General features: G+C 40.2%; 20 protein-coding genes. 3 read left to right on the forward strand and 17 right to left on the reverse strand.

Annotated elements, in window-relative coordinates:
• Positions 1 to 294 precede the first annotated feature (294 nt).
• From CA265_15470 to CA265_15510, 9 genes are all read right to left on the reverse strand, one after another.
• On the reverse strand, positions 295 to 2262 hold the full coding sequence (locus CA265_15470; GenBank protein ARS40975.1) for a band 7 protein: 1968 nt from the start codon (positions 2260 to 2262) through the stop codon (positions 295 to 297).
• A gap of 597 nt (positions 2263 to 2859) precedes the next feature.
• The gene (locus CA265_15475; protein ID ARS40976.1) at positions 2860 to 3081 is read right to left on the reverse strand and encodes a hypothetical protein; all 222 of its coding nucleotides are present in this window, start codon (positions 3079 to 3081) and stop codon (positions 2860 to 2862) included.
• A 125-nt stretch (positions 3082 to 3206) separates the two neighbouring features.
• Complete coding sequence (locus CA265_15480; protein ARS40977.1) at positions 3207 to 4178, reverse strand: sterol desaturase; 972 nt, start codon at positions 4176 to 4178, stop codon at positions 3207 to 3209.
• The gene (locus tag CA265_15485; GenBank protein ARS40978.1) at positions 4165 to 4356 is read right to left on the reverse strand and encodes a hypothetical protein; all 192 of its coding nucleotides are present in this window, start codon (positions 4354 to 4356) and stop codon (positions 4165 to 4167) included. The genes CA265_15480 and CA265_15485 overlap by 14 nt, the downstream gene beginning before the upstream one ends.
• A 297-nt stretch (positions 4357 to 4653) precedes the next feature.
• Positions 4654 to 6540 (reverse strand): sulfatase, encoded by a 1887-nt coding sequence (locus tag CA265_15490; GenBank protein ID ARS40979.1) that lies wholly within the window; start codon positions 6538 to 6540, stop codon positions 4654 to 4656.
• A gap of 25 nt (positions 6541 to 6565) precedes the next feature.
• Entirely contained in the window at positions 6566 to 7285 is a 720-nt protein-coding gene (locus tag CA265_15495; protein ID ARS40980.1) for a hypothetical protein, read from the reverse strand.
• Positions 7286 to 7297: 12 nt separating this feature from the next.
• Entirely contained in the window at positions 7298 to 7711 is a 414-nt protein-coding gene (locus CA265_15500; protein ARS40981.1) for a hypothetical protein, read from the reverse strand.
• 47 nt (positions 7712 to 7758) lie between these two features.
• Positions 7759 to 9369 (reverse strand): RagB/SusD family nutrient uptake outer membrane protein, encoded by a 1611-nt coding sequence (locus CA265_15505; protein ID ARS40982.1) that lies wholly within the window; start codon positions 9367 to 9369, stop codon positions 7759 to 7761.
• 11 nt (positions 9370 to 9380) lie between these two features.
• On the reverse strand, positions 9381 to 12446 hold the full coding sequence (locus CA265_15510) for a SusC/RagA family protein (protein ARS40983.1): 3066 nt from the start codon (positions 12444 to 12446) through the stop codon (positions 9381 to 9383).
• 923 nt (positions 12447 to 13369) lie between these two features.
• Here CA265_15510 and CA265_15515 point away from each other — a divergent pair.
• Positions 13370 to 14125 (forward strand): NmrA family transcriptional regulator, encoded by a 756-nt coding sequence (locus tag CA265_15515; GenBank protein ID ARS40984.1) that lies wholly within the window; start codon positions 13370 to 13372, stop codon positions 14123 to 14125.
• A 115-nt stretch (positions 14126 to 14240) separates the two neighbouring features.
• Here the strand turns inward: CA265_15515 and CA265_15520 are convergent, their stop codons facing one another.
• The 5 genes from CA265_15520 to CA265_15540 form a co-directional block, all read right to left on the reverse strand.
• The gene (locus tag CA265_15520; protein ID ARS40985.1) at positions 14241 to 16625 is read right to left on the reverse strand and encodes a ribonucleoside-diphosphate reductase subunit alpha; all 2385 of its coding nucleotides are present in this window, start codon (positions 16623 to 16625) and stop codon (positions 14241 to 14243) included.
• A 143-nt stretch (positions 16626 to 16768) separates the two neighbouring features.
• Positions 16769 to 17740: a ribonucleoside-diphosphate reductase gene (locus tag CA265_15525; GenBank protein ARS40986.1), complete on the reverse strand. Its 972-nt coding sequence runs from the start codon at positions 17738 to 17740 to the stop codon at positions 16769 to 16771.
• Between the two features lie 455 nt (positions 17741 to 18195).
• Positions 18196 to 18576 carry a septal ring lytic transglycosylase RlpA family lipoprotein gene (locus tag CA265_15530; protein ARS40987.1) on the reverse strand — a complete coding sequence of 127 codons (381 nt, stop codon included), beginning with the start codon at positions 18574 to 18576 and terminating at the stop codon, positions 18196 to 18198.
• Between the two features lie 144 nt (positions 18577 to 18720).
• Positions 18721 to 19224 carry a methionine sulfoxide reductase B gene (locus CA265_15535; protein ARS40988.1) on the reverse strand — a complete coding sequence of 168 codons (504 nt, stop codon included), beginning with the start codon at positions 19222 to 19224 and terminating at the stop codon, positions 18721 to 18723.
• Positions 19225 to 19601: 377 nt separating this feature from the next.
• The gene (locus CA265_15540) at positions 19602 to 20474 is read right to left on the reverse strand and encodes a succinate--CoA ligase subunit alpha (protein ARS40989.1); all 873 of its coding nucleotides are present in this window, start codon (positions 20472 to 20474) and stop codon (positions 19602 to 19604) included.
• 438 nt (positions 20475 to 20912) lie between these two features.
• Here CA265_15540 and CA265_15545 point away from each other — a divergent pair, with 438 nt between their 5' ends.
• Together CA265_15545 and CA265_15550 are read left to right on the forward strand one after the other, a co-directional pair.
• Positions 20913 to 21341, forward strand: a complete 429-nt coding sequence (locus CA265_15545) for a cupin (GenBank protein ID ARS40990.1) — start codon at positions 20913 to 20915, stop codon at positions 21339 to 21341.
• Positions 21342 to 21407: 66 nt separating this feature from the next.
• Positions 21408 to 22097 (forward strand): hypothetical protein, encoded by a 690-nt coding sequence (locus tag CA265_15550; protein ID ARS40991.1) that lies wholly within the window; start codon positions 21408 to 21410, stop codon positions 22095 to 22097.
• Positions 22098 to 22333: 236 nt separating this feature from the next.
• On the opposite strand, the gene CA265_15555 is transcribed toward CA265_15550, so the two are convergent.
• From CA265_15555 to CA265_15565, 3 genes are all read right to left on the reverse strand, one after another.
• The gene (locus tag CA265_15555; GenBank protein ID ARS40992.1) at positions 22334 to 23350 is read right to left on the reverse strand and encodes a 23S rRNA (adenine(1618)-N(6))-methyltransferase; all 1017 of its coding nucleotides are present in this window, start codon (positions 23348 to 23350) and stop codon (positions 22334 to 22336) included.
• 220 nt (positions 23351 to 23570) lie between these two features.
• Entirely contained in the window at positions 23571 to 24857 is a 1287-nt protein-coding gene (locus CA265_15560; protein ID ARS40993.1) for a glutamate/aspartate:proton symporter GltP, read from the reverse strand.
• 85 nt (positions 24858 to 24942) lie between these two features.
• A complete protein-coding gene (locus tag CA265_15565) occupies positions 24943 to 25968 on the reverse strand; it encodes a beta-aspartyl-peptidase (protein ID ARS40994.1) in 1026 nt (341 codons plus the stop codon).
• Positions 25969 to 26125 lie beyond the last annotated feature (157 nt).

A 26125-nucleotide genomic window follows, 5' to 3' on the forward strand; every position in this document is an offset into this window, starting at 1 on the left:
AGATGTAAGGTTTGTATAAAAATATGAGAAAAGAGTTGGTTGTATTTTGAATAGTTATTGGTTGGGCTATTATTAATAGATTAAGCAAAAAGTTCGTCATTGCGAGGAGGAACGACGAAGCAATCTTAATGCGGATGCCAGTAGCGATTGTTGTAAGGTTGCTTCCCCGAAAGGTCGGGACAGGCTGTCGGCTGAAAAAGCCTTCTCGCAATGACGATATTACGGTGTTTATTTAGTAATAAAACAAAAAGCCCCAACTTACGCTGAGGCTTTCCTTTTTAATTTAAAGACCAATTATGGATTAATGTTATCCTTTTTAGGTTTTGGTTTTGTCTCTACAATTTCTGCAACGGCTACCACTTCTTTACGTGTCTGAGGATCCATTAATTCCATCAGTTTTAAGCCCAGCAAGCCATCCATTGCCGAACCGCCATGGTTACCACCACTGCCACCAATTAACACATCAGGGATCAGTTTCACATTACCTTTTGATAACTCTTCGGTAATTTTGTAACGGGTAAAGTTTTCGCCGCCCAAAGCTTTCACCGCAAGTTCATATGCTTCTGCGGTTGACTTACCTACCGCTAAAATTTTACCCGCCTCGGCGCTACCGGTTAACGAAATCTGTTCGGCCTCTGCTGAAGCCCTTAATTTAATCGCTTCCGAATCGGCCTGCGCCCTTGCTTTGGTTGCTTCAGCCTCGGCATGGGCCCTCATTTTTGTGGCCTCAGCTTCTGCGCCCACAGCCAGTTTTACACCGGCAGCATCACCTTCTGATTTTTTCACGGTTGCACTTGCCGTACGTTCGGCAATCTCTACACTTTGTTGCGCTTTCACAATATCTTTCTGCATATCGGCAATGGCCGTTTCTTTCTCCATCCCCTGACGCGTTTCCTGCGCCTGTTTCTGGGTTTCGTAAGTAACCTTTTGTTCTTCCGCAATTTTACGGTCGGTTAAAGTTTTCATTAACGATTCTGGCGGAACAATGTCACCGATCAGCGTATCAACCGCATTTACGTTATATTCGTCAAGCACTTTGCGGATATGCTCTTTAGCTGACTCCTGACGCTCTTTACGGGTACTCAAGAAAGCAATCACATCACTTCCCTGCGCCGAGTTACGGAAATAGTTACCAATGGTGGGTTCTAAAACCTGCGAAACCAGGTTAACCATGTTACCAAAACGTGCAATTACCTTAGGCGCTTCTGTAGTGGGCACGTGGATAATCTGCGCCACATCTAAATTGAAGGGGAAACCATCTCTTGAACGTACGGTAATGGTTGACAGGTTTTTATCCAAATTGTGTGCTTCGCTACGTGCTGACGCCCAGTTTAACACTAAATTGGTTGTTGGTACCAGTTCTACTTTCATGATGTATTTGTTAATCGGGTATTTTCCGGGGCCAAGTGGTTCCAGCCAAACACCTTTAGAACCTTTACCCACGATATTACCGTGTTTAAAATCGGCACCGGTTAAATCATTTCCATCGGTACCAATAAACGAGATCACCACGCCTACATAACCGATTGCGATTTCGGTCATCGGAATTTCCTCCAGCTGAATAGCCCATGGGTTAAGGTTGTAAGATCCTGCTAAAATGACCTGGGGCTGTAAACCACGGTTACCACCTTGTTTAATAAAGGCATCGAAATCCTGAAAATTGTTGTGTCCATCAACCAGTTTACCGGCAATCTGGTTGGCCTCAATCGGCAATCCATCCAACGTGGTTACAATACCCACCATACTTTCCTGTATCCTGACCATATCGGTAACGGAAACCTGGAACAACATGGTATTGATACGATAAGAACCCGAAGTAATGTAAGAAGTCTGCCGGCCTCGCTGCCCGCCATTTTCGAGAAACTTCACTGCATCCTGGAAATTATCAGATTCTACTTTTTGCCCAAGGATATTCCCTGTCGGGATTTCCGAGCCGTCTTTGGCCATGATGAGTCCGATTTTACCTTCTGGAATAACGGTAAACTGTTCCATGGTTACACTATACTGCCAAAACCACATTCCGAAATACAATCCCGGGGCGAGCGTTTTTCCTTGAAAACCAGCCTCACCTTTGATGGCAATGATGCGCCCGTCGGGCAATTCGCGATCAGCACCAAAGAGCACGAATTTTTTGGTAATTAAGCCGATCCTGTCTTCGGGAACAATAACCATCCCGAATAAGAAACGTAAAATATATTTGTATAAAACTAAGCACAACAGTGCCACTAAAACCCACCAATAGTTAGAAATGAGCGATTCCATAATTTATATTATTTTTCTGTTTTTTTTAGCTTAATAAACCATTTATTAAGCATGATATGGACAGCAAACCGTATGCTTTGTTACTATTTTTAACACTTATTTTTAAACTATTTTTTATTGATTTTAAGGCCTCAAAGATGACTCAGGATTGATTTTAACCAAAATCCCAACTGCAGATGACATTTTTGCCAATAACCGAACTGAACGCTTATAAACACTAAAAACTAACCTTTTAGGTTCTCCTGAATACCTGGGGAAATTTTAAATGTATAAACTACAATTAAAAGGAAAAAGTCGTCCTTTTTTAGACCTATACAATTGACCGAATTGGAGTACAGTAATTGATCTGTTTTGGGTTTTACGCCAGAGAAAAATACCTTGATATAAATTTGCCCAGAAGAGCAGAACCCAGGTAACCTAAACCCGATTGCACGAATGCGCCCGATTTAAGCGTTTATCCTTGTTTTTTTATGGCGTGCTTGCCTGTTTCACAGGTTTGATCGGGGCAGAAGGGAAAGTGGGACTGGAACTAACCTAAGCACACAGAAACCTGCTTTTCAAATGATTTACGAACAGAGACACGAAAATCACAAGGTTTTATACACCAATCTCTTCACGGTATTCCTGTTGTAATTCGAATAAACATTTGGCACAAAGACAGCCATCGTACAATTCGGAGATGTATTGTACTTCATTTATACTCAGCTGTACCACACTACACTGGCATTTGGTATAAGAATTTGCCTTGCACTCAATAGCACCATTACACCGCTCGCAGGGAATGATTTCGTGTTTGGCGCTATGAATAGTTGAAGACATCTTTAAAGTTCAATTGTTTATGGGTTCATTTAGTCATTAACTAATGAAACCAATACAAAAGTATAAACAAAAAATAAGGTTTTGAGCGTTTGCCCAAAACCTTAAATAATACGAACGTAAAAATGTTAAAATGCAGATTCTATTTTAGCATTGATGTGGGTATTGCTGAGGTTATATTCTTCATTAATACCTGCAGCTAAGGGGGTGCTACTTTCTGCAACATGCTCATCTTGCCTTATTATTGGCCCATTTTTAGCCAATTCGCTGCCTACTACTTTAGATTTGAAGAACGGCCAGGCCAGTTGGGCATACCACTCATCACCTTCGTAATGTGAAATGCCATAAGCTTTAGGATACTTTCTGCTGATGAATGCGGTATCGAAAATGATATCCCACAGGAAAAACATGTTACCAAAATTACCTTTATAATAACCTATCCCATCATCTGTTGATGCCGCATGGTGCGCATGATGTGTGGCGGGGGTTGATATTACCCGCTCGAACACCCAGGCAATAGGATGTAATACTTTGTACTTATAAAAAGGTTTATCCCAGGGAATGCTCGAGTGTGCAAAGGTTACAATAGCTCCTTTTATACCTTTTACCACCACTGCCGGAATACCTAAGCCTAAATAAACCAGCGCAGTAGTTAAATAGGTTTGAGAAAAAAACAAACTATAAATTACATTTTGTCTGCTGGCCATAGCCATGCCCATGTATGGCGTCGAGTGGTGTGTACGATGGAAACGCCATAACCATGGAATTTCATGGTGTAAGCGGTGGTACCAATATTGCGTCAAATCATCGGCAACTGCGATAATTCCGCAGCCCCACCAAAATGGAACCCACTCAAATTCATTTTTTAAATTTGGTAATACCGCAGGCAAAAACTTTAATCCATAATAAGCTACTACTGGTCTAATGACTAATTTGGGCAAAATGAAACAGGCAATATCTGTATAGCGCTCGCCTTTTGGCCATTTGCCTTTGTAAAGCCCAAAAGAGAATTCGAGAACCCCGATTACAAAAACTAAAAACGGAAATCCGATTCCATTGAGGTTTTCTATTATTTTTTTGATAAAATCAATCGCTTCCATTTTCGCTATTTGTTTTTAAGGTTGAAGGTTTATTAACCGTAGCTTTTTTGTGCTCCCATGGTCTCTCTCCGGTAATGTAAAAAGTGGTGAACATAAGCGCTATGGGTAAAAAAAAGATAAACAGACTTAAGCCAGCGTTTCGCCATATTTTCTGTCTGGATTCTAATGACATTTTCATTTTTTATAATTTGTTTTTAAAGGTGATGAAGCCGTTATGATTTATTCCATGACCTGGTTTTGAAAATCATGACGGTTTCATCATCAAGGTTATTTTACAGGTGAAATAATGGTATTACTGGCGTTTGATTTAGATTTAGGGAGCAATTTTGGAGCAGCCCACAAGCTGCCAAAAATGATAGCAAATGGCACTAAGGTAACCACAATCCCTAAAAGGATTTTCTTGCCAAGAATTTTTACATCTGAAATAGTCATCTTAATTTTTTAAAGTGATCATTAATTATGAGGTCATTTATACTTATTTCTTTATGGTTTCGCTGCTGGTTGTTGTATTTGTAGCCTGCGTTTTTTTATGAATACGCTGATTGGTTACATCATCCCAGGTGATGTAAGGATACAAATTGTATTTTTGGGCCTGCACCTCAAACAGCGCTTTCAATTCTGCTAACTTTTTCGGGTCTTTTTTAGCCAGGTCAATTCGTTCATTAAAATCTTCGTTTAGATTGTACAGTTCCCACTCACCTTCTCCGTATTTCCTCGTAGCTGCGCCGCTCGCTTTTTCCGGACCGAAAATTCCATCGCGGTTAAAACTCAAAGCGGCCTTCCACCCATCTTTATAAATGGATCTTGCGCCGAAAATGTAGTAGTGCTGTACGGTGTGGCGTGAGGCAGCTTTGGCATTATCAAAACTGTAGGCCAATGAAGTACCTTGAAGCGTATCCTGCTTAATGCCGCGAATAAATTCTGGATTTTTAATACCAACATATTCCAGGGTAGTGGGAAGGATATCAATCACATGCCCGTATTGGGTACGTAATGTTCCTTTATCTTTAATCCCCTTAGGATAATAAACAATTAACGGATTACGCGTGCCGCCCTCGCTATTGGCGTCTTGTTTCCAGGCTTTAAAAGGTGTGTTTAATGCCTGTGCCCAGCCTAATGGATAATTGCCCACGGTATTTTCTGGCGTACCTACCTTAGCTAAATTGGCATAGTTATAATCAACAGATTCTTCTTCTGTTAATGGTTTTGGCGCTTTTGTACCTGCCGCCACATAACCTTTATCGATCACGCCATTTTGCGTACCTTCTTTACTTGCACCGTTATCGCCAATAATTACAAAAACTAAAGTATTTTCCAATTGCTGCGACGTTTTAAGGTAATCAATCAATCTTCCAACTTCGTAATCAGTGTAAGTTAAATAGGCTGCGTAAACTTCCATAAAACGGGCATACACCTTACGTTGCTTATCGGATAACTTATCCCAGGCCAAAATATTTGGGTTACGTTCTGGCAAAACGGTATTTTGTGGAATAATGCCCGATTTCTTTTCTTGTGCAAAAATTTCCTGCCGGAAATTATCCCATCCCTTATCGAATTTACCCTTGTATAAATCCCTAAACTCATCAGGCACCTGGTGTGGTGAATGTGTTGCACCCGGCGCATAGTATAAGAAAAATGGCTTACCAGACTTTACGGCTTGCTGGCGTTTCAAATAAGAAATGGCCTTGTCGGTAATCTGAGCAGTTAAATGGCGACCATCTGGCGTAACATGGGCGTTATCTTCAACTAAGTCTGGTTTGTATTGATCTGTAGCGGAGCCTAAAAACCCGAAGAAATGGTCAAACCCTTTCCCCAGTGGCCAACGATCGAATGGCCCTACATCTGTTGCATCCTCATCTGGTGTTAAACCATATTTTCCTACGGCAAAGGTATTGTATCCATTTTCTCTTAATATTTCGGCGGCTGTTCCTTTATCGGAAGGGATTCTTCCATCCCAACCCGGAAAACCGGCAGACATACGGGTATGTGCAAAACCGCCCATATGCACCGCATGAGAATTTCTTCCGGTTAATAAAGCAGATCTGGTAGGTGCGCAAATTGCGGTAGTATGAAAATTGGTGTAACGTAAGCCATCTTTGGCCAAAGCGTCAAAAGTTGGGGTATTGATTAAGCCTCCAAAAGTAGTGGTCGCACCAAATCCAACATCGTCAATTAAAATCCAAAGTACATTTGGCGCATTTGCCGGGGCCTTTATTGGGTCTGTCCAGTATTCTTTTGATTCTCCAAGCGTGCGACCGATTACTCCTTTAAAAGGTTCTTGTTGTTGCGTAATATTTTGTGCAGCAACCTGATTAGCTATAAAGCTAGCGGTGATTGCTGTTAAGATTAAAAATTTCTTCATGTTTTTTGAGTTAAGTTTTTAGCTATTATTTTGATGAAGCGATAGCGCCAGCAGGCTTGTTTTGACTAACCGCAGCAGAAATTTCTTGGGTTGAAGCCTGACCTACCTTTTGCCAAACCAGTTTTCCATCTTTGTAAAGCAGTAGCGTAGGCAAGCTTTTGATATTTTTTTCTTTAACTAATTTTGCCTGCTCATAAGATTCGATTTTAATGATTTTAGCGCCAAAACTTTTTTGGTTTTCCAGCGAATCCAAAACAGGAACCAGTTTTTTGCAAGAACCACAATATTTAGAACCAAAATCTATCAGCACTACCTTTGCAGATTGCGTTAGCTTGTTATAGGCCGCTGTTGTGATTGCTGCTTGTTTAGTATGATCTTCAATGGGATAACCCGAGCCTATCCATTTGCTAAAACCGCCATCAAGCACCCAAACATCTCTGAATCCCTTTTCATTTAATACTTTAGCTAAAGAATTGCTTCTTCCACTACCGATGGAATAAATAACAATAGGCTTTTGACCAGTTAATTGTTTTAAGTCTTTTTGGTAATCTGCACCTGCGGGATTGATGTTTACAGCGCCTTTGATGTGGCTTTGCTGAAATTCTTCTGCCGATCTGGCATCAATTACCAGAGCCTGTGCTTTATTGATCTTTTCTGCAATTTGGGCGAAAGATGGCGTAGTTTGCGCTTTTGCAACACCTATATACAGGATTATTGCCATTAAGTTTACGATTGTTTTTTTCATGGGTTTTAAGTTTTAATTTTTAGTAAATCCTTTGGTGACCAAACTATCCAGTCCACCAATATTATAAACCTTAGCATAACCCAGGTTCAGCAGCGAATCGGTCGCTAAGCCACTTCTATGGCCAGACCTGCAGTACAAATAAATTGGTTTTGTTTTATCGAGCTGGGCAATGTTTTTTAAAAAGTCAGGACTTTTTACATCGATGTTTTGGGCATGTTTTAAATGGGCTTTTTGGAATTCTTCAGTACTTCTAACATCTACCAGATAGGCACTGCCATTTGAAATCTCCTTTAAAATTTGTGGCGTAACCGGTTTGGTTGATGAAACAGCAGTTTTAGCCAGTTTCGGGTGATTTTTTACTGCTTTTTGCGCGAAAGTTGCTGTACTTAACAAAAGCAGTGTAAACAAAATCTGAATCTTTTTCATATCTATTTTTCTAGGAATTAAACTGTTAAAATCTTTAGCTTATTTAATTACCAACCTGGGTTTTGCTTTAACAATGGATTGTTCTCTATTTCTGCCTGTGGAATTGGATACAACCGGTTTTTTTCAGTGGCTATTGTTTTGCCAACTTTGTGCAGGCTTGATACGAAAATTGAATTACCAGCGGCATCTTTCTCTCTGATCAAATCGAACCAACGTTCATATTCATAAACTAACTCTAAGCGCCGATCCAGATACAAGGCATCTCTAAATGCGTTTTTGTCTGGTGTGTTAATTAAACTAAGTGCACCCAGCCCTGCTCTTCCTCTTACCCGGTTTAACGAACTGAAAGCTTTTGCGCTTGGCCCGTTCAGTTCATTCTCTGCCTCTGCATGAATTAATAATAGATCTGCATAGCGCAAAATATTTACATTAGCTGCTGCCTCTGCGGTTAAAGTAGTAGAATTGGGATCCCAAAATTTATTAAAGAATGGCGTCAGTTCTGCAGTAGGTACAGGGTCGGTAGTTTTGTAAACATAGGTTTTACCATCAATACCTAAGGAGTATAAATTGCCGTTTGTTGGGCTTTGGAAGGCTTTTACAAAAGTTGCATCTCTTCTTTTATCAGCGGGTGTGTATAACTTGTAGATACTGAAATATTTATCGGTACCTACGGTATAATACCTCACCATGTGTGCGTAATTGCCGCTTAAACCTGGTACGTTACTTAAAATTGCCCTCGAAGTTTCGTTATTGCCCTGCCCTTGAGAATTAGATTTAAATTGCACAGAAAATATATGTTCTTTACCGTTTTTTGTAGCTGGCAAGAAAGCATCTGCATAGTTATCAAACAAACCATAACCGTAATTTCCTGTTCCCCCATCCGCAGGCGAAAGCACTTCCTCAGCCAGGCGAACAGCATCAGCATATTTTGCCGTGATATTTAAAGGTTGCGATGCTTCTGTTAAATACACTTTAGCCAGCAAAGCTTTTGCAGCACCCTTTGTTGCTCTGCCCACATTTGGCGATACATAGGTTGCCGGCAAATCGATGGCGGCTTCGATTAAATCTTTTTCAATTTGACCATAAACTTGTTGGGGCGTAGATTTTGCAATTGCATAATCAGAAGCTTTGATAAATTCTTGTTGCGCAGTAATTAAAGGCACGCCGCCAAATAACCTGACCAGGTTGAAATAATATAATGCCCTTAAAAATTTAGCTTCTGCAATTAGTCTGCTTTTTAAAGTTGCATCGAATGTAATGGTTGGTATTCTGTCTATTGCAATATTTGCCCTTCGAATAGTGGCATAATGTTGTTGCCAGATTTCATATACCCTTAAATTGCCAGAAGAATGAGATAAAACCGATAACGAACGTACATCAGCATTGGTAGCACCCGGCCCTGGATCTTCATCATCATCGGCCATGTTCATTCCCGTATTAAATAGCGTGTTATAGGGTGTTTGCAATATGCCCGAAGCACCGGCAACACCCTGATTTAGTGAGAAATAAACGGCATTAACTGCATTTATCGCATCTGCCTGTGTTTTGTAATATTCGTTTTCCTGCAGCAATCCATCTGGATTTTCTGTCAGAAACTTCTTGCACGATACCGTTGAAAGTATCGCCAATGATAATGCTGTATATTTTAAAATTTTCATTTTTTTAATTCTTATAAACTTAGGGATAGACCAAACTGCACAGATTTACTATTCGGATATACACCGTTATCAACCCCGGCAGCTAATAAACTTTGTCCGTTTACACTTGCCTCAGGATCAAAACCAGTATATTTTGTCCAGGTAACCAAGTTGGCACCAGAAACATAAATCCTGATATTTTGGGTTTTAATTTTAGCAGCAATGTGCTTTGGCAACGTATAACCTAACGATACGTTTTTCAAACGCAAGTAACTTGAGCTCTCGATAAAACGATCAGAAATAGTGATAGCCGGATCTTGAAATGCTGCTTTTACATCGGTATTTGTATTGCCTGGTGTCCATCTATTAAGTAATTCCGTAGATCCGTTTACATAACCAGTAGCCAATTCCAGATTTGCTCTATTTTGGTTGTATAACTTTCCGCCTACATTAGCCTGTAGAAAAACATTTACATCGAAACCTTTATAGCTGAACGTATTGGTTAATCCGGCCAGAAAACCCGGCTGATTAGCAATAACGATACGATCATCGCCCTGGGTAATTTTCCCATCGCCGTTTAAGTCTTTATATTTTTGGCCTCCGGCCGATTTGTTTGCCTGCGGCGTAAGGGGCACATCGCCAGCTTGAATAACGCCATCGGTTTGATACACGATAAACGAGCCTAAGGGATAACCTACTTTAGCAATAGATGGCGCATTGTTGTTTGGGATATATTGGTTTACACCATCACCCAGGCTCAGTACTTTATTTCTGTTGACTGAGAAAAGTGCAGTGGTGCTCCATTTAAATTCATTGATAAAATTTCTTGTTGTTAACGAAAGCTCAATCCCCTTATTAGCTACTTCGCCAATATTTTGATAAACCACAGATGCCTGTGCATTATATGGATCAGACAAACCAGAAGTTCCGGGAACTGATCTGCTCAACAATAAATCGGTTGTTTTTTTGTAATAGTAATCGGCAGTTATCGCGATACGGTTATCAAATAAACCTAAATCGAAGCCTGCATCTACCTGCAAGGTTTTTTCCCATCCTAAGTTTGGATTACCCACGTTATTAGGAGCGAAACCAGCTACCGTTGTATTCGAGAAGTTATATCTGTAATAGCCAATTTGTCCTAACGATGAGTATGGAGGGATATTTTGGTTACCTGTATAACCCGCACTCAAGCGCACTTTCAGTTGGCTAATCTTTTTCCATTCTTTGGCAAAAGATTCGCTGGTTACGTTCCAGCCAAAAGCTGCCGATGGAAAATAACCCCATTTATTACCTTCACCAAAACGCGATGAACCATCTGCACGTAAAGTTAAGGTTGCTAAATAACGGCCATCAAATACATAATTTACACGACCTAAATAGGAGGCTAATGCCCATTGGATAGCAGTTGAAGATGCCGGGCGTTGCGTTACGCCAGTACCTATATTATTGTAGGTATAATCATCTGTTGCAAAGCCTGCGCCTTCTGCTACCGCACCTTTAGTATTGGATTTTTGAGCGGTAAAACCCACCACCGCATTTATTTTATGCTTCTCGGCAAATGTCTTATCGTAGCTTAGGGTATTTTCATTTAACCAGGATGATGTGAACAAACTACCTACAGTAGCAACGCCACTTAATGCCTGCCCCTCGCCAGTGGTAATTGGTAAATAACGATTTTGCTTATTGTCCGTTACATCAGCACCAAATAAAATTTTTGCTTTTAAGCCTTCCGCGATGGTATATTCAGCAGAAACGTTACCTAAAAAGCGATTGGTTTTTGTTTGATTAATTTGATTATACAAAGAGTTGATTGGATTTTGTAAAGCCGACTCAAAGGGGCTGATGACTACAAATGTGCCATCGTTTTTATAAATAGGTAAAGATGGTGGCGTAAGCAATAGGTTACCTACAATATTAGCTGGTGCCACATTTGCCGTGGTGCTACTTCCAATTACACTGGCAAAAATCCTCAGTCTTTTATTATACTCATGGTCTATGTTTAATCTACCCGCATACCTGGTAAAATTGGTATTCTGCAATACACCTTCCTGGTTAAAATAGTTACCAGACAATGCAAAACGCGTACGTTCAGAGCCCGAAAGGATTGAAATGTTATGGTTTTGTACAGGTGCATCTCTAAATGCAGCTGCCTGCCAATCGGTACCCACACCAGTAGTATCTAAACCATAACCACTTACCGACGGAATGACCAGATTTTTACCTGAGTTTTTAGCTGCATCTTTACGTAGTGCCCACCATTGCGCACCGTTTAACAAAGGCAACGTTCGGATTACGCTTTGACTGCCGTAATAACCATCGTAATTAATTGATGGGTTGCTGGGTTTACCCGTTTTCGTCGTAATAATAACTACACCATTGGCTCCCCTGGAGCCATAAATGGCCGTAGCTGAGGCATCCTTCAATACATCGATAGATTCGATATCTTCAGCACTCAAAAAAGACATTGGGTTTATTTTTGCGCCGTTGGTTACGCCTGCGTCTGCAGCAGTATTGTCGTTATTTATTGGAAAACCATCAATTACATAAAGCGGATCGCTTCCAGCAGTAATAGAGTTACTACCCCTGATTTGTACGCTAACACCCCCACCAGGTTGTCCGGAAGTTTGCGTTACCTGAATACCAGAAACCGTACCTTGCAACAGGCGCTCAGGCGAACTTACTGGTAAACTTTTCAGTTCATCTAATTTTACAGAAGCAATGGCTCCGGTTAAGTCCTTACGCTTTTGTGTACCGTAGCCCACCACAACAATTTCGTTCAGCTGTCCATTTTCCTCTTTTAATAAGATATTTACAGGACTTCCATCCACTATTAATTCTTGTTTTTGATAGCCTATATAGCTAACGACTAAAGTATATGGGAATTTTTGCCCGGTAATGAAACTAAATATTCCTTGTGCATTTGTTTGTGCAACGTGAGTTGTACCTTTAATTTGAACAGAGACACCAATTAAGGGGTCTTTAGTTTTCTCATCTAATACAGTACCTACTAATTTAGATTGTACTAATGGGATTGTCTGTTGCGCTTTAACGGTTACAGAAAGCCCCAGGTTTAATGCAATACCAGTTGCCAATAACATTAAAGTATAGCAAATTTGACTTCGGTAATTAGTTGTTAATGCGTTTCGTCTTTTATCGCAAAGGCTTGATGTCTCCCTTCGCTTTCGGTTATTATTCATGATTAGTTTTTATGGGGATTTAAGGGATTTCAATAACGAAACCCTTGTTTTTAAAAATTTTTGTTTGGAATTTATTACGCAATACGCGGCCACCACAGGCTTTAAATAGCATGAGTTAGCTTAACGAAACCGGCTGAAAGCTATCGGATTATTTGCATAAAATAATCTCAGCCCGGACTGGCGTACCTGATTTTATTGGAATAGAATGAACAGCCTAGTTAGGCATTCGACAATAGCCCCAACAACTTAGGGTACCTCTATTTTTAGAAAAGATTTTTTGCACCTGCAAAGTTAAAGCAAGGTGACATGATGAGGGTAAGGAAAATTTTTCCATATATTTGACTGTTTTTGTTAATGGTACAATTAATTAAAACAAAGAATTCTTAATCAGTAATGTGATTGGCGTTACGTACTGATTTCATTCTAATTAGCGGGGGTTAACTCCCCTGCTTTTTACACTTCAATTTTCTTTTTAAATCTTGTGCAAAGATAATAGTTATTTCCCTATAAGCAAGTAATTCTATAGATTTAGTAGTCTTTATTTTTTCATGCCATTATTTAATCCATTAAAAGTCTTTTTTTGCACTAAAAATATGATTGGTTGCTAAGTCTATTGCGATGGAGCCGACTAACAAGTACAAAAGTATGGTGGGACCAGTAGTTATTTTTTATTTCATCAAAAAGGTTTTGAGCGTTTGCCCAAACCTCTACATTATAATTGCTTTTAAGTACCTAAGCTACATTTAGCTTTCTTAAACTAGCTTAAGTTTTTCTTGCCAGGTACTGTTCATCTTTGTATAGCACAATTTATCCTAGCAAAGATTATGAAAATAGTAGTTATCGGCGGTACCGGCCTTATTGGTAACCAAATCGTAAATCAATTACAAAACAGCGGACATGAGGTGATCGCTGCCTCGCCCAATAAAGGAGTGAACACACTTACTGGCGAAGGTTTAAAAGAAGTATTGCAAGGGGCACAAGTAGTGATAGATGTATCTAACTCGCCATCTTTTGAAGATACTGCCGTAATGAACTTTTTCAAAACTTCCAATGAAAATCTGTTGCCTATGGCAAAGGCAGCTGGGGTACAGCATCATATTGCCTTATCTGTAGTGGGCACCCAAAAACTCCAGGCCAGCGGTTATTTTCGTGCCAAACAAGTGCAGGAAGACTTGATCAAAGCATCAGGCATCCCCTATACCCTTGTTCATGCTACCCAGTTTTTTGAATTTGCAGGAGGCATTGTTCAAATGAGCATCACTGATGGAAAAGTAATCCTACCTGCAGCCAACATTCAACCTATTGCCAGTAAAGATGTAGCTGCTTTTATGGCCAAAATAGCTTTGGAAAAGCCCGCTAACCAAATTCTTGAAATTGGCGGACCTGAAAAATATGATATGGCCATCTGGATAAGGCAATACTTGCAGGCCACTCACCAAAATGATGAGGTAACATCTGATGTTGAGGCGCCATATTCGGGGGCATTGTTAACTGCCGACACGTTAGTGCCCGAAGCGGCTGTTTTTCTTGGTGAAACCCATTACACTGATTGGATTGCGATTACTAAAAATCAGCGATAAAAAAAAGCCCGATACCATGTACCGGGCTTTTGTATTGGAGGGTGTTTTAGATGATCTCCTTTAAGATTCTATCTTGAGGAGACCTAAACAACCTTAGTATGATGATTGCTCGGGACTAGCCTGAGCAGCTGATACAGCCTTCTTCCATTGAACAAACTGGTCCGTCAACGATTTCTTCAGCAACCTGGTCTTGTGTCATTTCAGCTGGGATAACCGCTTCAATGGCTTTACCACCCTGGTTCTCTACCGTAAATTTAACGGCTTGAGAAGCTGCCTGAGTACGCAAGTAATACATACCGGTTTTTAAACCTTTCTCCCATGCGTAGAAGTGCATTGAAGTTAATTTTGAAGTATTTGGTGCGTTTACGAACAAGTTTAATGATTGCGATTGGCAGATATAGGCACCACGATCGGCCGCCATATCGATGATGTTACGCATCTTGATCTCCCAAACGGTTTTATACAATTCTTTAATGTAATCTGGAATTGAATCTATCGCCTGGATTGAACCGTTAGCCAATATGATCTGGTTTTTCATATCGTTATTCCATAAACCTAAGGCCACTAAATCTTTCAATAAGTGTTTGTTTACCACTACAAACTCTCCACTTAATACACGGCGGGTGTAAATGTTAGAAGTATATGGTTCGAAACATTCGTTGTTACCTAAAATCTGAGAAGTAGATGCAGTTGGCATTGGTGCAACCAATAAAGAGTTATACACCCCATCTTTAACTACTTTTTTGCGCAATGCATTCCAGTCCCAACGACCGCTATCTGGTGTAACATTCCATAAATCGAACTGGAATTTACCTTTTGATAGTGGAGAACCTTTAAATGTTTGGTAAGGACCATGTTTCACCGCTAAATCGTGTGAAGCCGTCATCGAAGCAAAATAAATTGTTTCGAAAATATCTTTATTTAAACGTTTAGCCTCATCACTTTCGAAAGGTAAACGCAATAAGATAAAGGCATCAGCCAAACCCTGCACACCTAAACCAACCGGACGGTGACGCATGTTTGAGTTTTCAGCTTCTGGTACCGGGTAATAGTTATGATCGATGATTTTGTTCAGGTTTAAAGTAGCCTGATAAGTTACATCGTATAATTTTTGGTGATCGAAAGCTCCGTTGATTACGAAACGAGGCAATGCCAATGAAGCTAAGTTACAAACTGCAACCTCATCTTTAGAAGTGTACTCAATAATTTCGGTACACAGGTTAGAACTTTTAATGGTACCTAAGTTCTGTTGGTTAGATTTGCTGTTCGCTGCATCTTTAAACAACATATATGGTGTACCGGTTTCGATTTGCGAATCTAAAATAGCAAACCAAAGCTCCTGTGCTTTAATGGTTTTACGGCCACGGCCTTCAGCTTCGTATTTAGTATATAAATCTTCGAATTCCTTGCCGAAACAATCTGCTAAACCTGGCGCTTCGTGCGGGCAGAATAATGTCCAATCGCCATTATCTTTAACACGTTGCATAAACAAATCGTTAATCCAAAGGGCATAGAACAAATCACGTGCACGCATTTCTTCTTTACCGTGGTTTTTACGTAAGTCTAAGAATTCGAAAACATCGGCATGCCACGGCTCTAAATAAATAGCAAAGGCGCCTTTACGTTTACCTCCACCCTGATCTACGTAACGGGCAGTATCGTTAAATACACGTAACATTGGGATAATACCGTTACTTGTACCGTTTGTACCACCAATGTACGAGCCAGTTGCACGGATATTGTGGATACTTAAACCAATACCACCAGCACTTTGTGAAATTTTAGCGGTTTGTTTTAATGTATCGTAAATACCTTCGATGCTATCATCCTGCATGGTTAACAGGAAGCATGATGACATTTGAGGTTTTGGTGTAGCGGCATTAAATAAAGTTGGCGTAGCATGTGTAAACCAACGCTCACTCATCAAGTTATAGGTTTTGATGGCACTTTCGATATCTTCTTTATGGATACCAACAGAAACACGCATAAATAAATGTTGCGGGCGTTCTACAATCTGTCCGTTAACTTTTAAAAGGTAAGATTTTTCTAAAGTTTTAAAACCGAAATAATCGAAACCGAAATCGCGGTCGTAAATGATAGAACTATCTAAAATGTCCTTGTTTTTTTCTATAATCTCATAAACATCATCAGCGATAAGAGGTGCCTCTTTCTGCGCTTTCGGGTCGAAATATTCGTACAACATTTTCATCGTACCCGAGAATGATTTAGTGGTGTTTTTATGCAAGTTCGAAACCGCAATACGCGATGCCAGCAAAGCATAATCAGGATGTTTGGTTGTTAACGATGCAGCTGTTTCTGCAGCAAGGTTATCCAACTCAGATGTAGTTACACCATCGTATAAACCTTCGATCACCTTTTTGGCTACATCGATTGGATCTACCAGATCTGAATTTAAACTATAGCACAACTTTTGAATACGAGCTGTGATTTTGTCAAATTGCACCGCTTCTTTGCGGCCATCTCTTTTTAGTACGAACATATTTTATGAGATTTAAGTTTTTTATTAAGTCGTGATTATCAAGCGTCAAGACTTAATCATCACTTTTGTATTTTTTATTATTTATTTAATCAGTATCAAGATTTAAGCGGCGGGTATTAAGATAATACCTTTCGCCCGCTACCTTAAAAGTCCTCGTCTAAAGAGAACGCCTGTTTGTTATTATCAGCAGAGGTTAACACACCACTTTTCTGATAATCGCCAACACGTTTTTCGAAGAAATTGGTTTTACCCTGCAATGAAATCATTTCCATAAAATCGAATGGATTGGTTGCATTATAGATTTTTTTGTAACCCAGCTCCTGTAACCATCTATCGGCCACAAACTCAATATATTGGCTCATTAATTTGGCATTCATACCAATTAGCGCTACTGGTAAGGCATCGGTAATAAATTCTTTTTCAATTTCTACCGCATCACTAATGATTCCGTGAACTGCTTCTTCGCTTAATTTATTGCTCAGCATGCTGTACAATAAACAGGCAAATTCGCAGTGCGAGCCTTCGTCTCTCGAGATCAACTCGTTACTGAAAGTTAAGCCTGGCATTAAGCCACGTTTTTTCAACCAGAAAATAGAGCAGAAACTTCCGCTGAAGAAAATACCTTCAACCGCAGCAAATGCCACTAAACGTTCGGCAAAAGTTCCGTTTTCAATCCAGCGTAAAGCCCATTCTGCTTTTCTTTTTACTGCAGGAACAGTATCAATCGCGTGGAACAAACGGTCTTTTTCTTCAGGATCTTTAATATAAGTATCGATTAACAGGGCGTAGGTTTCGGCATGGATGTTTTCCATCATAATCTGGAAACCATAAAAACAACGTGCTTCTGGCAATTGAACCTCACTCATGAAGTTTACTGCAAGATTTTCGTTCACGATACCATCACTAGCAGAAAAGAAAGCAAGGATGTGAGAAATGAAATGTCTTTCGCCATCATTTAAATTGTCCCAGTGTTTCTGATCGTCAGAAAGATCAATCTCTTCTGCAGTCCAAAAACTAGCTTCGGTCTTTTTATACATTTCCCAGATTGCCGGATACTTAATCGGCAAAAGCACAAATCTATCTTTGTTTTCTTGTAGTAATAATTCCTGTTCCATACGCTGATATTTTTAATTCTATTTTTTTAACAGAGCCGACAAAGGCACGCATCCATCAATTTTATATGATGATTGTAATGTCTTTTATCAAAACGCTGTTGTGAAAGTGCTAACCCTATTGCCTGGCAAACAACTGAGTTTTTAGTTAGGAAAATTTAAAATTGCAATCAGAGTGATATACGTATAAATTACTAAAAACTAAGCTTTTATATTTGTTTTCAAGCGCAAGAAGTTAAAGAACTTTGTTATAACAAATATATATACGGTGGCCCTTTTTTGTGAACCAAAGTTGTTAACACCCTACCCAATTGCTGGGGAAAAACGATCAGCCAAATATCATTTTCAAGCGAAAAAAAAGCTAATCGTTTCTTTTCAAGGGTTTAGCAAACCAAAATGAGTGTTAATAACTTAAATTTGAGGGGTATAATAAGCCCAGAATAGAGCTAAAAAGAGTATTACTCAACCGTGTAACTCAGGCTTACTTTAGCAATGCCTTTACGATAGATACCAATCTGTTTTGCAGCACGTTCAGACAAATCTATCGCTAATCTTTTAGAGAATGGACCACGGTCATTTACCTTTACAACGACCGATTTTCCGTTATCTGGATTGGTTACGGTAACGAGGGTGCCGAATGGCAGGGTACGGTGGGCGGCCGTTAATTTTTTTGCCCTGTATTTAGCGCCGCTGGTGGTTCGGCGGCCTTCGAATTTTCTGTGATAATAAGTGGCGAGAACTGTTTTTTTGATACTATCTGGTTCGTTTGATGAATCAGAATCTTGTGCTTTACCGAGTAAAAACAGGAAACAAAAACTTAATAACAGCAGATACTTCATAGGCTAAATTTTCTTTATCGAGCCTGCAAATATAAGCATTTAGTTTATAATCAACAATTTGTGGAAAAACAGCCCGATTTTGTGCATTAAAAAAGGCGTACAGCTTGTCGCCATACGCCTCTACCTAACCCTTCTACATCCACCTTATTTTTTATCCGGCACGAAATTCATGGAGATTGAATTTACACAATGACGGGTGTCTTTATTGGTAAATCCTTCGCCCAAAAATACGTGCCCTAAATGCGCACCACAGTTGGCGCAAACAATTTCTGTACGCGAACCATCGGCATCAGGAATACGCTTTACAGCGCCTTTAATTTCATCGTCGAAAGCAGGCCAGCCACAATGTGCATCGAACTTACTTTCCGAACGGTATAAGGCCGCATTACAACGTTTACAGGTATAAGTTCCTTTATCTGTTGTATGTTCATATTTACCTGTACCAGGATATTCTGTACCTTTATTTACAATTACTCTTTCTTCTTCGGGTGTTAATGGATTCCAGTTCATTTTCTTCTTTGGTATGATTTGTTCTGTTTCCTTCGATTGTTTTACGGCTTTCTTATCTTGCTTTTGCGCACAAGCTGAAACACCTGTTATTAAAACAACAGCAGAAAGCAAAAATAGTTTATTTAACATCGTTTTCATACCTCAATATACGTTATAGATGTGGTTTTGGTTTACTGGTTTAGTGCTTTGTATGAGTGTTTACAAAGGGATGATAATTTAGCTGGGAGTTGCGAGTTTTCAGTTAGGAGTTGACAGTTTTAGGTGCAGAACCTCACCCTGACAAAGTTTGGGCGATATGTTCATTTTCTGCATGTCCCTCTCCAGGAGGAGAGGGAGGTTAACAAACCTTAGCGCAATCGAGGTTAAAACCTATTACAATTTAAAACCTATTCTTTTCAGTGCTTCTATGTTTCCGTGGCAACTAATTTTTCTCCTATGTTTCTGCAGCGCCATGTAAAAACAAAAAGCGTCCCGAACTTAATCGAAACGCTTTTCTATAATGAGATTTTTAAATCTTATTTGGCTAATTCTTCTGCCATTGCAGCACCGATTTCAGCAGGACTTTCTACTACACGGATACCACACTCACGCATGATTTTCATTTTTGCAGCTGCAGTATCGTCAGCACCACCAACAATAGCACCAGCATGGCCCATTCTACGTCCCGGAGGCGCAGTTTGACCAGCGATGAAACCTACAACAGGTTTAGTACCGTTTTCTTTAATCCAACGGGCAGCTTCAGCTTCCATTCCACCACCAATTTCACCAATCATGATGATACCGTGAGTTTCAGGGTCGTTCATTAATAATTTAACTGCTTCTACAGTTGGTGTTCCGATAATCGGGTCACCACCGATACCGATAGCCGTTGTAATACCTAAACCCGCTTTAACCACCTGGTCTACTGCTTCGTAAGTTAAAGTTCCTGATTTAGAAACCACACCTACGTGACCTTTTTTGAAGATAAAACCTGGCATGATACCAATTTTAGCTTCATCAGCAGTGATTACACCCGGACAGTTAGGGCCGATAAGGGTAACATCGCGATCAGCAATATATTCTTTAACCTGAATCATATCCTTAGTCGGGATACCTTCAGTAATACAAACAATAACTTTAATACCACCTTCGGCAGCTTCCATAATTGCATCAGCAGCAAAAGCTGGTGGCACAAAAATGATAGATACATTTGCACCCGTTTTATCAACGGCATCTTTAACAGTATTAAAAACAGGCTTTTCTAAATGCAATTGCCCACCTTTGCCAGGCGTTACACCACCAACTACGTTTGTACCATAGGCCAGCATCTGCTCAGCGTGGTAAGTTCCTTCGTTTCCGGTAAAACCCTGAACGATAACCTTAGAATCTTTATTTACTAAAACGCTCATGTATCAATATTTTTTTTGTGCAAAGCTAATATTATTGAACTGGAATTCAAATCTAAAACCACATTATTTAGTCTGTTTTTTCAGTAAAATGTAAGGAAATGGTTTATGGCTGCTGTAGCCCGCTATATAGATTGTAATAGCAAAATGAATAGGAAACATTTAGACTAAAGGCCAAAGCGGAAAGACTAAAGCTACAGGCGTGCCTTAGGCGCTATAACAGCAGCAAACCTTTCGGTTATAAACCTGACCTAAGAACGGCAAACCATACGTTTTCAAATCAAAAACATTAATACTTAGGATTAGGAAATGAGCAGTTCAGCACTTTTGGAGAGCGGGTTTAGTAACAAAGTGCTGGTGCTTGTGGCAACATCCATGCAAAACGCCTAAATTTACTTTTCGAGCTGAAAGACTAAAGATAAAGACTACTTATAAAACCATATGATCAAAAAATTAATCCCTATCGCCGCTGTTTTCGCTGCTGCTTTCATTTCTATGAATGCACGTGCGCAGAATAGTGATACAACCAAATATATCCTACAAAACGATGTTGAAGTAGCCAAAGAAGAACCAGGAACACACAATGGCGGTGGTAAAACCATCGGTTTTAATTTTTTTAGTGAGGCCAAAAGCCTGAAAACCGTATTTAAAAAACGTACTTTAAAATCGGGTTCTGCTATAGGTTATCATTTGCAAAAAGAAGATGAAATTTATTATGTGCTCAGTGGAAACGGAACCATGCAGATGAACGGGAAAACGTTTGCAGTTAAACCTGGTGATGCCATTTTAACCCGTCCGGGCAGTTCGCACGGTATTGCCCCAAATGTAGGTAACGACCTGACTATTTTGATTGTTTACGAAAAGAAATGATGATATTCGGGAAATAAGGGGTTTTGACTCTGCAGACCGAAAAGAATAGCGCACACATCACCAGAAATGGAATTAGAAAAGCATTACACCAATAGAACGGGCTGGCTAAGGGCAGCGGTACTTGGTGCCAACGATGGCATAATTTCTACAACCAGTCTGGTTATTGGTATTGCCGCAGCCAGCGATACGAGAAGCCCAATTGTACTGGCGGCACTGGCCGGTCTGGTTGCGGGTGCGTTATCGATGGCTGCTGGTGAATATGTTTCGGTAAGTTCGCAGTCGGATATTGAAAAGGCTGATCTGGCACGCGAGAAAATAGAACTCGAAACCATGCCCGAATTGGAGCTGAAAGAGCTCGCCAAGATATATGTTGCACAGGGACTGGATGAAGATCTGGCCATGCAGGTAGCCATAAAACTGACGGAAAAGGATGCCTTGGCCACACATGCAAGAGATGAACTGGGCATTAACGAAATTACCCAACCCAAGCCACTTCAAGCCGCTTTTGCCTCGGGCGCATCTTTCATTAGCGGTGGCATCCTACCCTTTCTTGTTGCTTTTCTTGCTCCTATCAAATCGATGGTGTTTTATCAATATGGTTTCGCCATTGTGTTTTTGGCTTTATCAGGCGCAATTGCAGCAAAGGCAGGAGGCTCTGGTATGATTAAAGGAGTATTACGGATCTGTTTCTGGGGAACTGTTGCCATGGCAGTAACCGCTTTGGTTGGATACCTCTTTGACACTAAGATCAGTTAACAGTGCTCAGCTGGTATTTTACAGTTTTGAGCAAACAGTTCTATACTTGCAGCTCACCCTCTTCTTAAAAAGCTTGACGGTTTTGGCGGTTAATTACTACAACGCTCTAGAACCCATCTAAAGGATTGTAAATCCTTAGCTCTTGAATCGGGATTGCAAATCCCGACTAACGCATACAAACAAAAAGCCGTTCTGATGTAAAATCGGAACGGCTTTTTAATGATTTATATTTCCGACTAAAGACCTTTTGCTTCAGTCTTAGGACTATCTGCTTTAGGTTTTGGTTCCGTTTTCCAGGCTTTTACCCACTCGGCCTGGGCAGCTTCATCATGGAAGGTCCATGCAACGAAACGGCTGATTTTTTGTCCCTGGCTCATTTGAACGGTGGTTACCTCAAAAGCATTTGCTTTCACCAAAGCGCTATAAATACTTTTTAAATTGGCACTTTTTGATACCAATGAAGTAAACCATAACACCTGATTTTTGATCTGCTCGCTCTGGATAATCATCTGCTCTACGAAAGCACGCTCACCACCCGGACACCAAAGCTCGGCTTTATTACCCCCAAAGTTTAATACGTGTTTTACTTCTTTTTCGTTACCACCCAGGTTACGCCATTTCTGACGGGTACCCTGCTCGGCTTCTTTTAACGAAGCATGAAACGGCGGATTACAAACCACTGCATCGAATCTTTCTTTACCGCCTACAACACCTCTGAAAATGCCCATTTTTGAAGATTGCTGACGGATTTCTACCGCCCCTTGTAAGGGTTTGTTGGCTTCAATAATACGTTTTGCCGAATCAACTGAAAGTGGATCGATCTCAGAACCTACGAAACTCCAGCCATATTCCTGGTGACCGATAATGGGGTAAATACAGTTGGCCCCTACACCAATATCCAATACATTAATATTGGCTCCTTTAGGGTTTTTACCTTTATTGCTCGACCCCAAAAGATCAGCAACATAGTGGATATAATCGGCCCGGCCGGGAATTGGCGGACAAAGAAAATCGGCAGGGATATCCCATTGCGAAATGTTATAAAAATACTTCAACAACGCTCTGTTAAGTGCTTTAACGGCACTTTGATCTGCAAAATCGATAGAATCGTCATTATGTTCGTTTTTAAAAACGAAACGTTTTAATTCTTTTGAGGTTGCTGTAAGTTGTTTGAAATTGTAACGCGAACGGTGTTTGTTGCGTGGGTGTAACTCGCTTTTTTCTTTGCGGTTATTTTGTTCTTCTTGAGCCAATGTGCTATGGATTAATTAAACAAGCTGTGTGCATGTTTCTGCTGCAAAGGTACATAAAAAAGGTTGAAGGTGTGAAGGCGAAGGGTAGAAGGCTTTTGCTTGTGCTATAAAAACAAAGATTTACTATAACATAAATACAAGAAATTTTCCGTGATTTCTGTGCTTCCGTGGCTAAATTATCTGCACCCAGAACTGAAAACTCCAAACTGAAAACTCCAAACTACACTTCCTCTGCTTTTTCTATCATTGCGGGTTGAATAGCTTTTAAATACTTCTGCTCATCAAACTGTTTTTCGCTTTTAGCAATTACGATGGTAGCCACACCGTTTCCAATTACGTTGGTTATCGCTCTGGCTTCGCTCATAAAACGATCTACACCGATTAATATCGAAATATGTTCAATCGGCATAATTTTTAAGGCCGTTAAGGTTGATACCAAAACAATAAAACCACTACCAGTTACCCCTGCAGCACCTTTTGAAGTTATCATCAACACACCTAAGACGGTGATCTGCTGTCCAAGCGTTAAATCCACATGAAAAACCTGACAGAGAAATATAACGGCCATGGCCAGATAAATTGCTGTTCCATCCAGGTTGAATGAATAACCCGTAGGAATAACCAAACCAACAACCGATTTATCGCAACCGATGGCTTCCATTTTCTGCATCATACTCGGCAAGGCAGATTCTGATGAGGAGGTACCCAATACAATTAAAATTTCCTGACGGATATACTTCAGGTAAGCCCAGAGGCTAAAGTTATAGTAACGGCAAATTCCGTTTAAAATCACGAAAATAAACAGGAAGCAGGTTAAATAAACCGAACCCATGAGTTTGGCCATGCCCACTATACTTTCCAGACCATGAGTACCAATGCTGAAAGCCATTCCGCCGAAAGCACCAATTGGTGCTAAACGCATAATCAGCTTCATAATTTTAAATAACACCTTCGATATTTTATCAAAGGCATTCAAAACTGTGGTACCTTCGCCACCCAGTTTATTCAGTCCATAACCAAAAAGAATGGCAAACAATAAAATCTGTAAAATATTGCCTTCGGCAAATGAGGCTATAATATTATGCGGAATAATATGCAGGAAGAATTCGGCCCAATTCATGTCTTTTGCCTGTTCAGCATAACCTGCAATTTTGGTAGCATCGCCAGCCTTAGCAATCATTCCGGCACCGGGCTTTAAAACATTGGCTACCAATAAACCAATTGCAATGGCTACTGTGCTCACAATTTCGAAATATAACAGTGCCTTGCCGCCTACCCTGCCCACCTTTTTCATATCGCCCATATGCGCAATACCTAAAACAATGGTAAAGAAAATAATTGGTGCAATTAACATGCTAATCAGGTTAATAAAACCCTGACTGATTAATTTAGCGGTGGGTGCAAAACCAGGAAAGTAAGCACCAACGTAGATTCCAATGATGATGGCCAATAAAACCTGAAAGGTTAAATTGGAAAATACTTTCTTTATAAATTCTGTAACTGTCATTTACCTGGTGTGAGTAAGGAAAGATATGCGTATTTTTCTATTTAGTGGCACAATAGCTTAAAACCTAACTTAAAAAGCGATTTCGTTATTTATAAATGCTGACTTCAATTTTTCCGTCAGCTGTTATGGTACCTCTGTACATTCCCTCGGTATTAAAGGGCAGTGCTACGTTACCTTTTTTATCTAAAGCAATTAAGCCACCATCGCCCCCCATTTTTCCTACTTTATCTAAGGCTATTTTCGAAGCTTCGGCAACGGATAAACCCTTGTATTCCATTAAATCGGAAATGGTTTTGGCCACCACATTGCGGATGTAAAATTCGCCCCAACCGGTACAGGAAATACCTGCGGTTTCGTTATTGCAATAGGTACCGGCACCAATAATAGGCGCATCGCCTACCCGGCCATATTTTTTGTTGGTCATACCACCGGTTGAGGTTCCTGCAGCTAAGTTACCCGCTTGATCTAAGGCCACACAACCCACCGTACCAAATTTATAATCGTGATTTTTGCTTCCCAGTAATTCCGATTTCTTGTTTCCATGATCGAGTACTGCTTTTGTCGAATCTTCTTTAATGGCTTTTTGCAAACCATCCCAGCGCTCTTTAGTCCAGAAGTATTTTGGATCTACGATTTCCAGTCCTACTTCTTTAGCAAACTGCTCAGCACCCGCACCCACCATCATCACGTGTTCTGATTTTTCCATCACAGCCCTTGCTGCCGAAATTGGATTTTTAATGGTGGTTACTCCGGCAACCGATCCTGCCATTAAAGTTTTACCATCCATTATTGCCGCATCGAGTTCGTTTCTGCCATCATGCGTAAAAACGGCACCTTTTCCTGCATTAAAGTGAGGATCGTTTTCCATCACATGAATCGTGGCTTCTACGGCATCCATGCTGCTTTTTCCTGCTTTAATTTCGGCATAACCTGCCTGCAAAGCTTGTGTTAAAACAGCAATATAAGCGGCCTCCTTTTCGGCAGTCATATTCTTTTTGAGAATGGTGCCGGCACCGCCGTGAATAACCATTACATATTTTTTCTGCTGAGCAGAAACTTGCAGGGTTAAAGCCGAAAACAAGAATAAGGCAAGTAATTTTAACGGTTTCATCTTCCTATAGGATTTAAGAAGCTGTTAAATTAAGAAAATCCTCGGGAATAAAGCGTCTAAACTTTAGCTATATCTTTTGACGAGAATTGCAGATCGTAAAGCTTTTTATAGTAACCATTTAATTTTTAAGCTACTGGTAAAGCCAATTATATTCCTC

The sequence above is a fragment of the Sphingobacteriaceae bacterium GW460-11-11-14-LB5 genome (genome assembly GCA_002151545.1).
Taxonomy (GTDB): Bacteria; Bacteroidota; Bacteroidia; order Sphingobacteriales; family Sphingobacteriaceae; genus Pedobacter.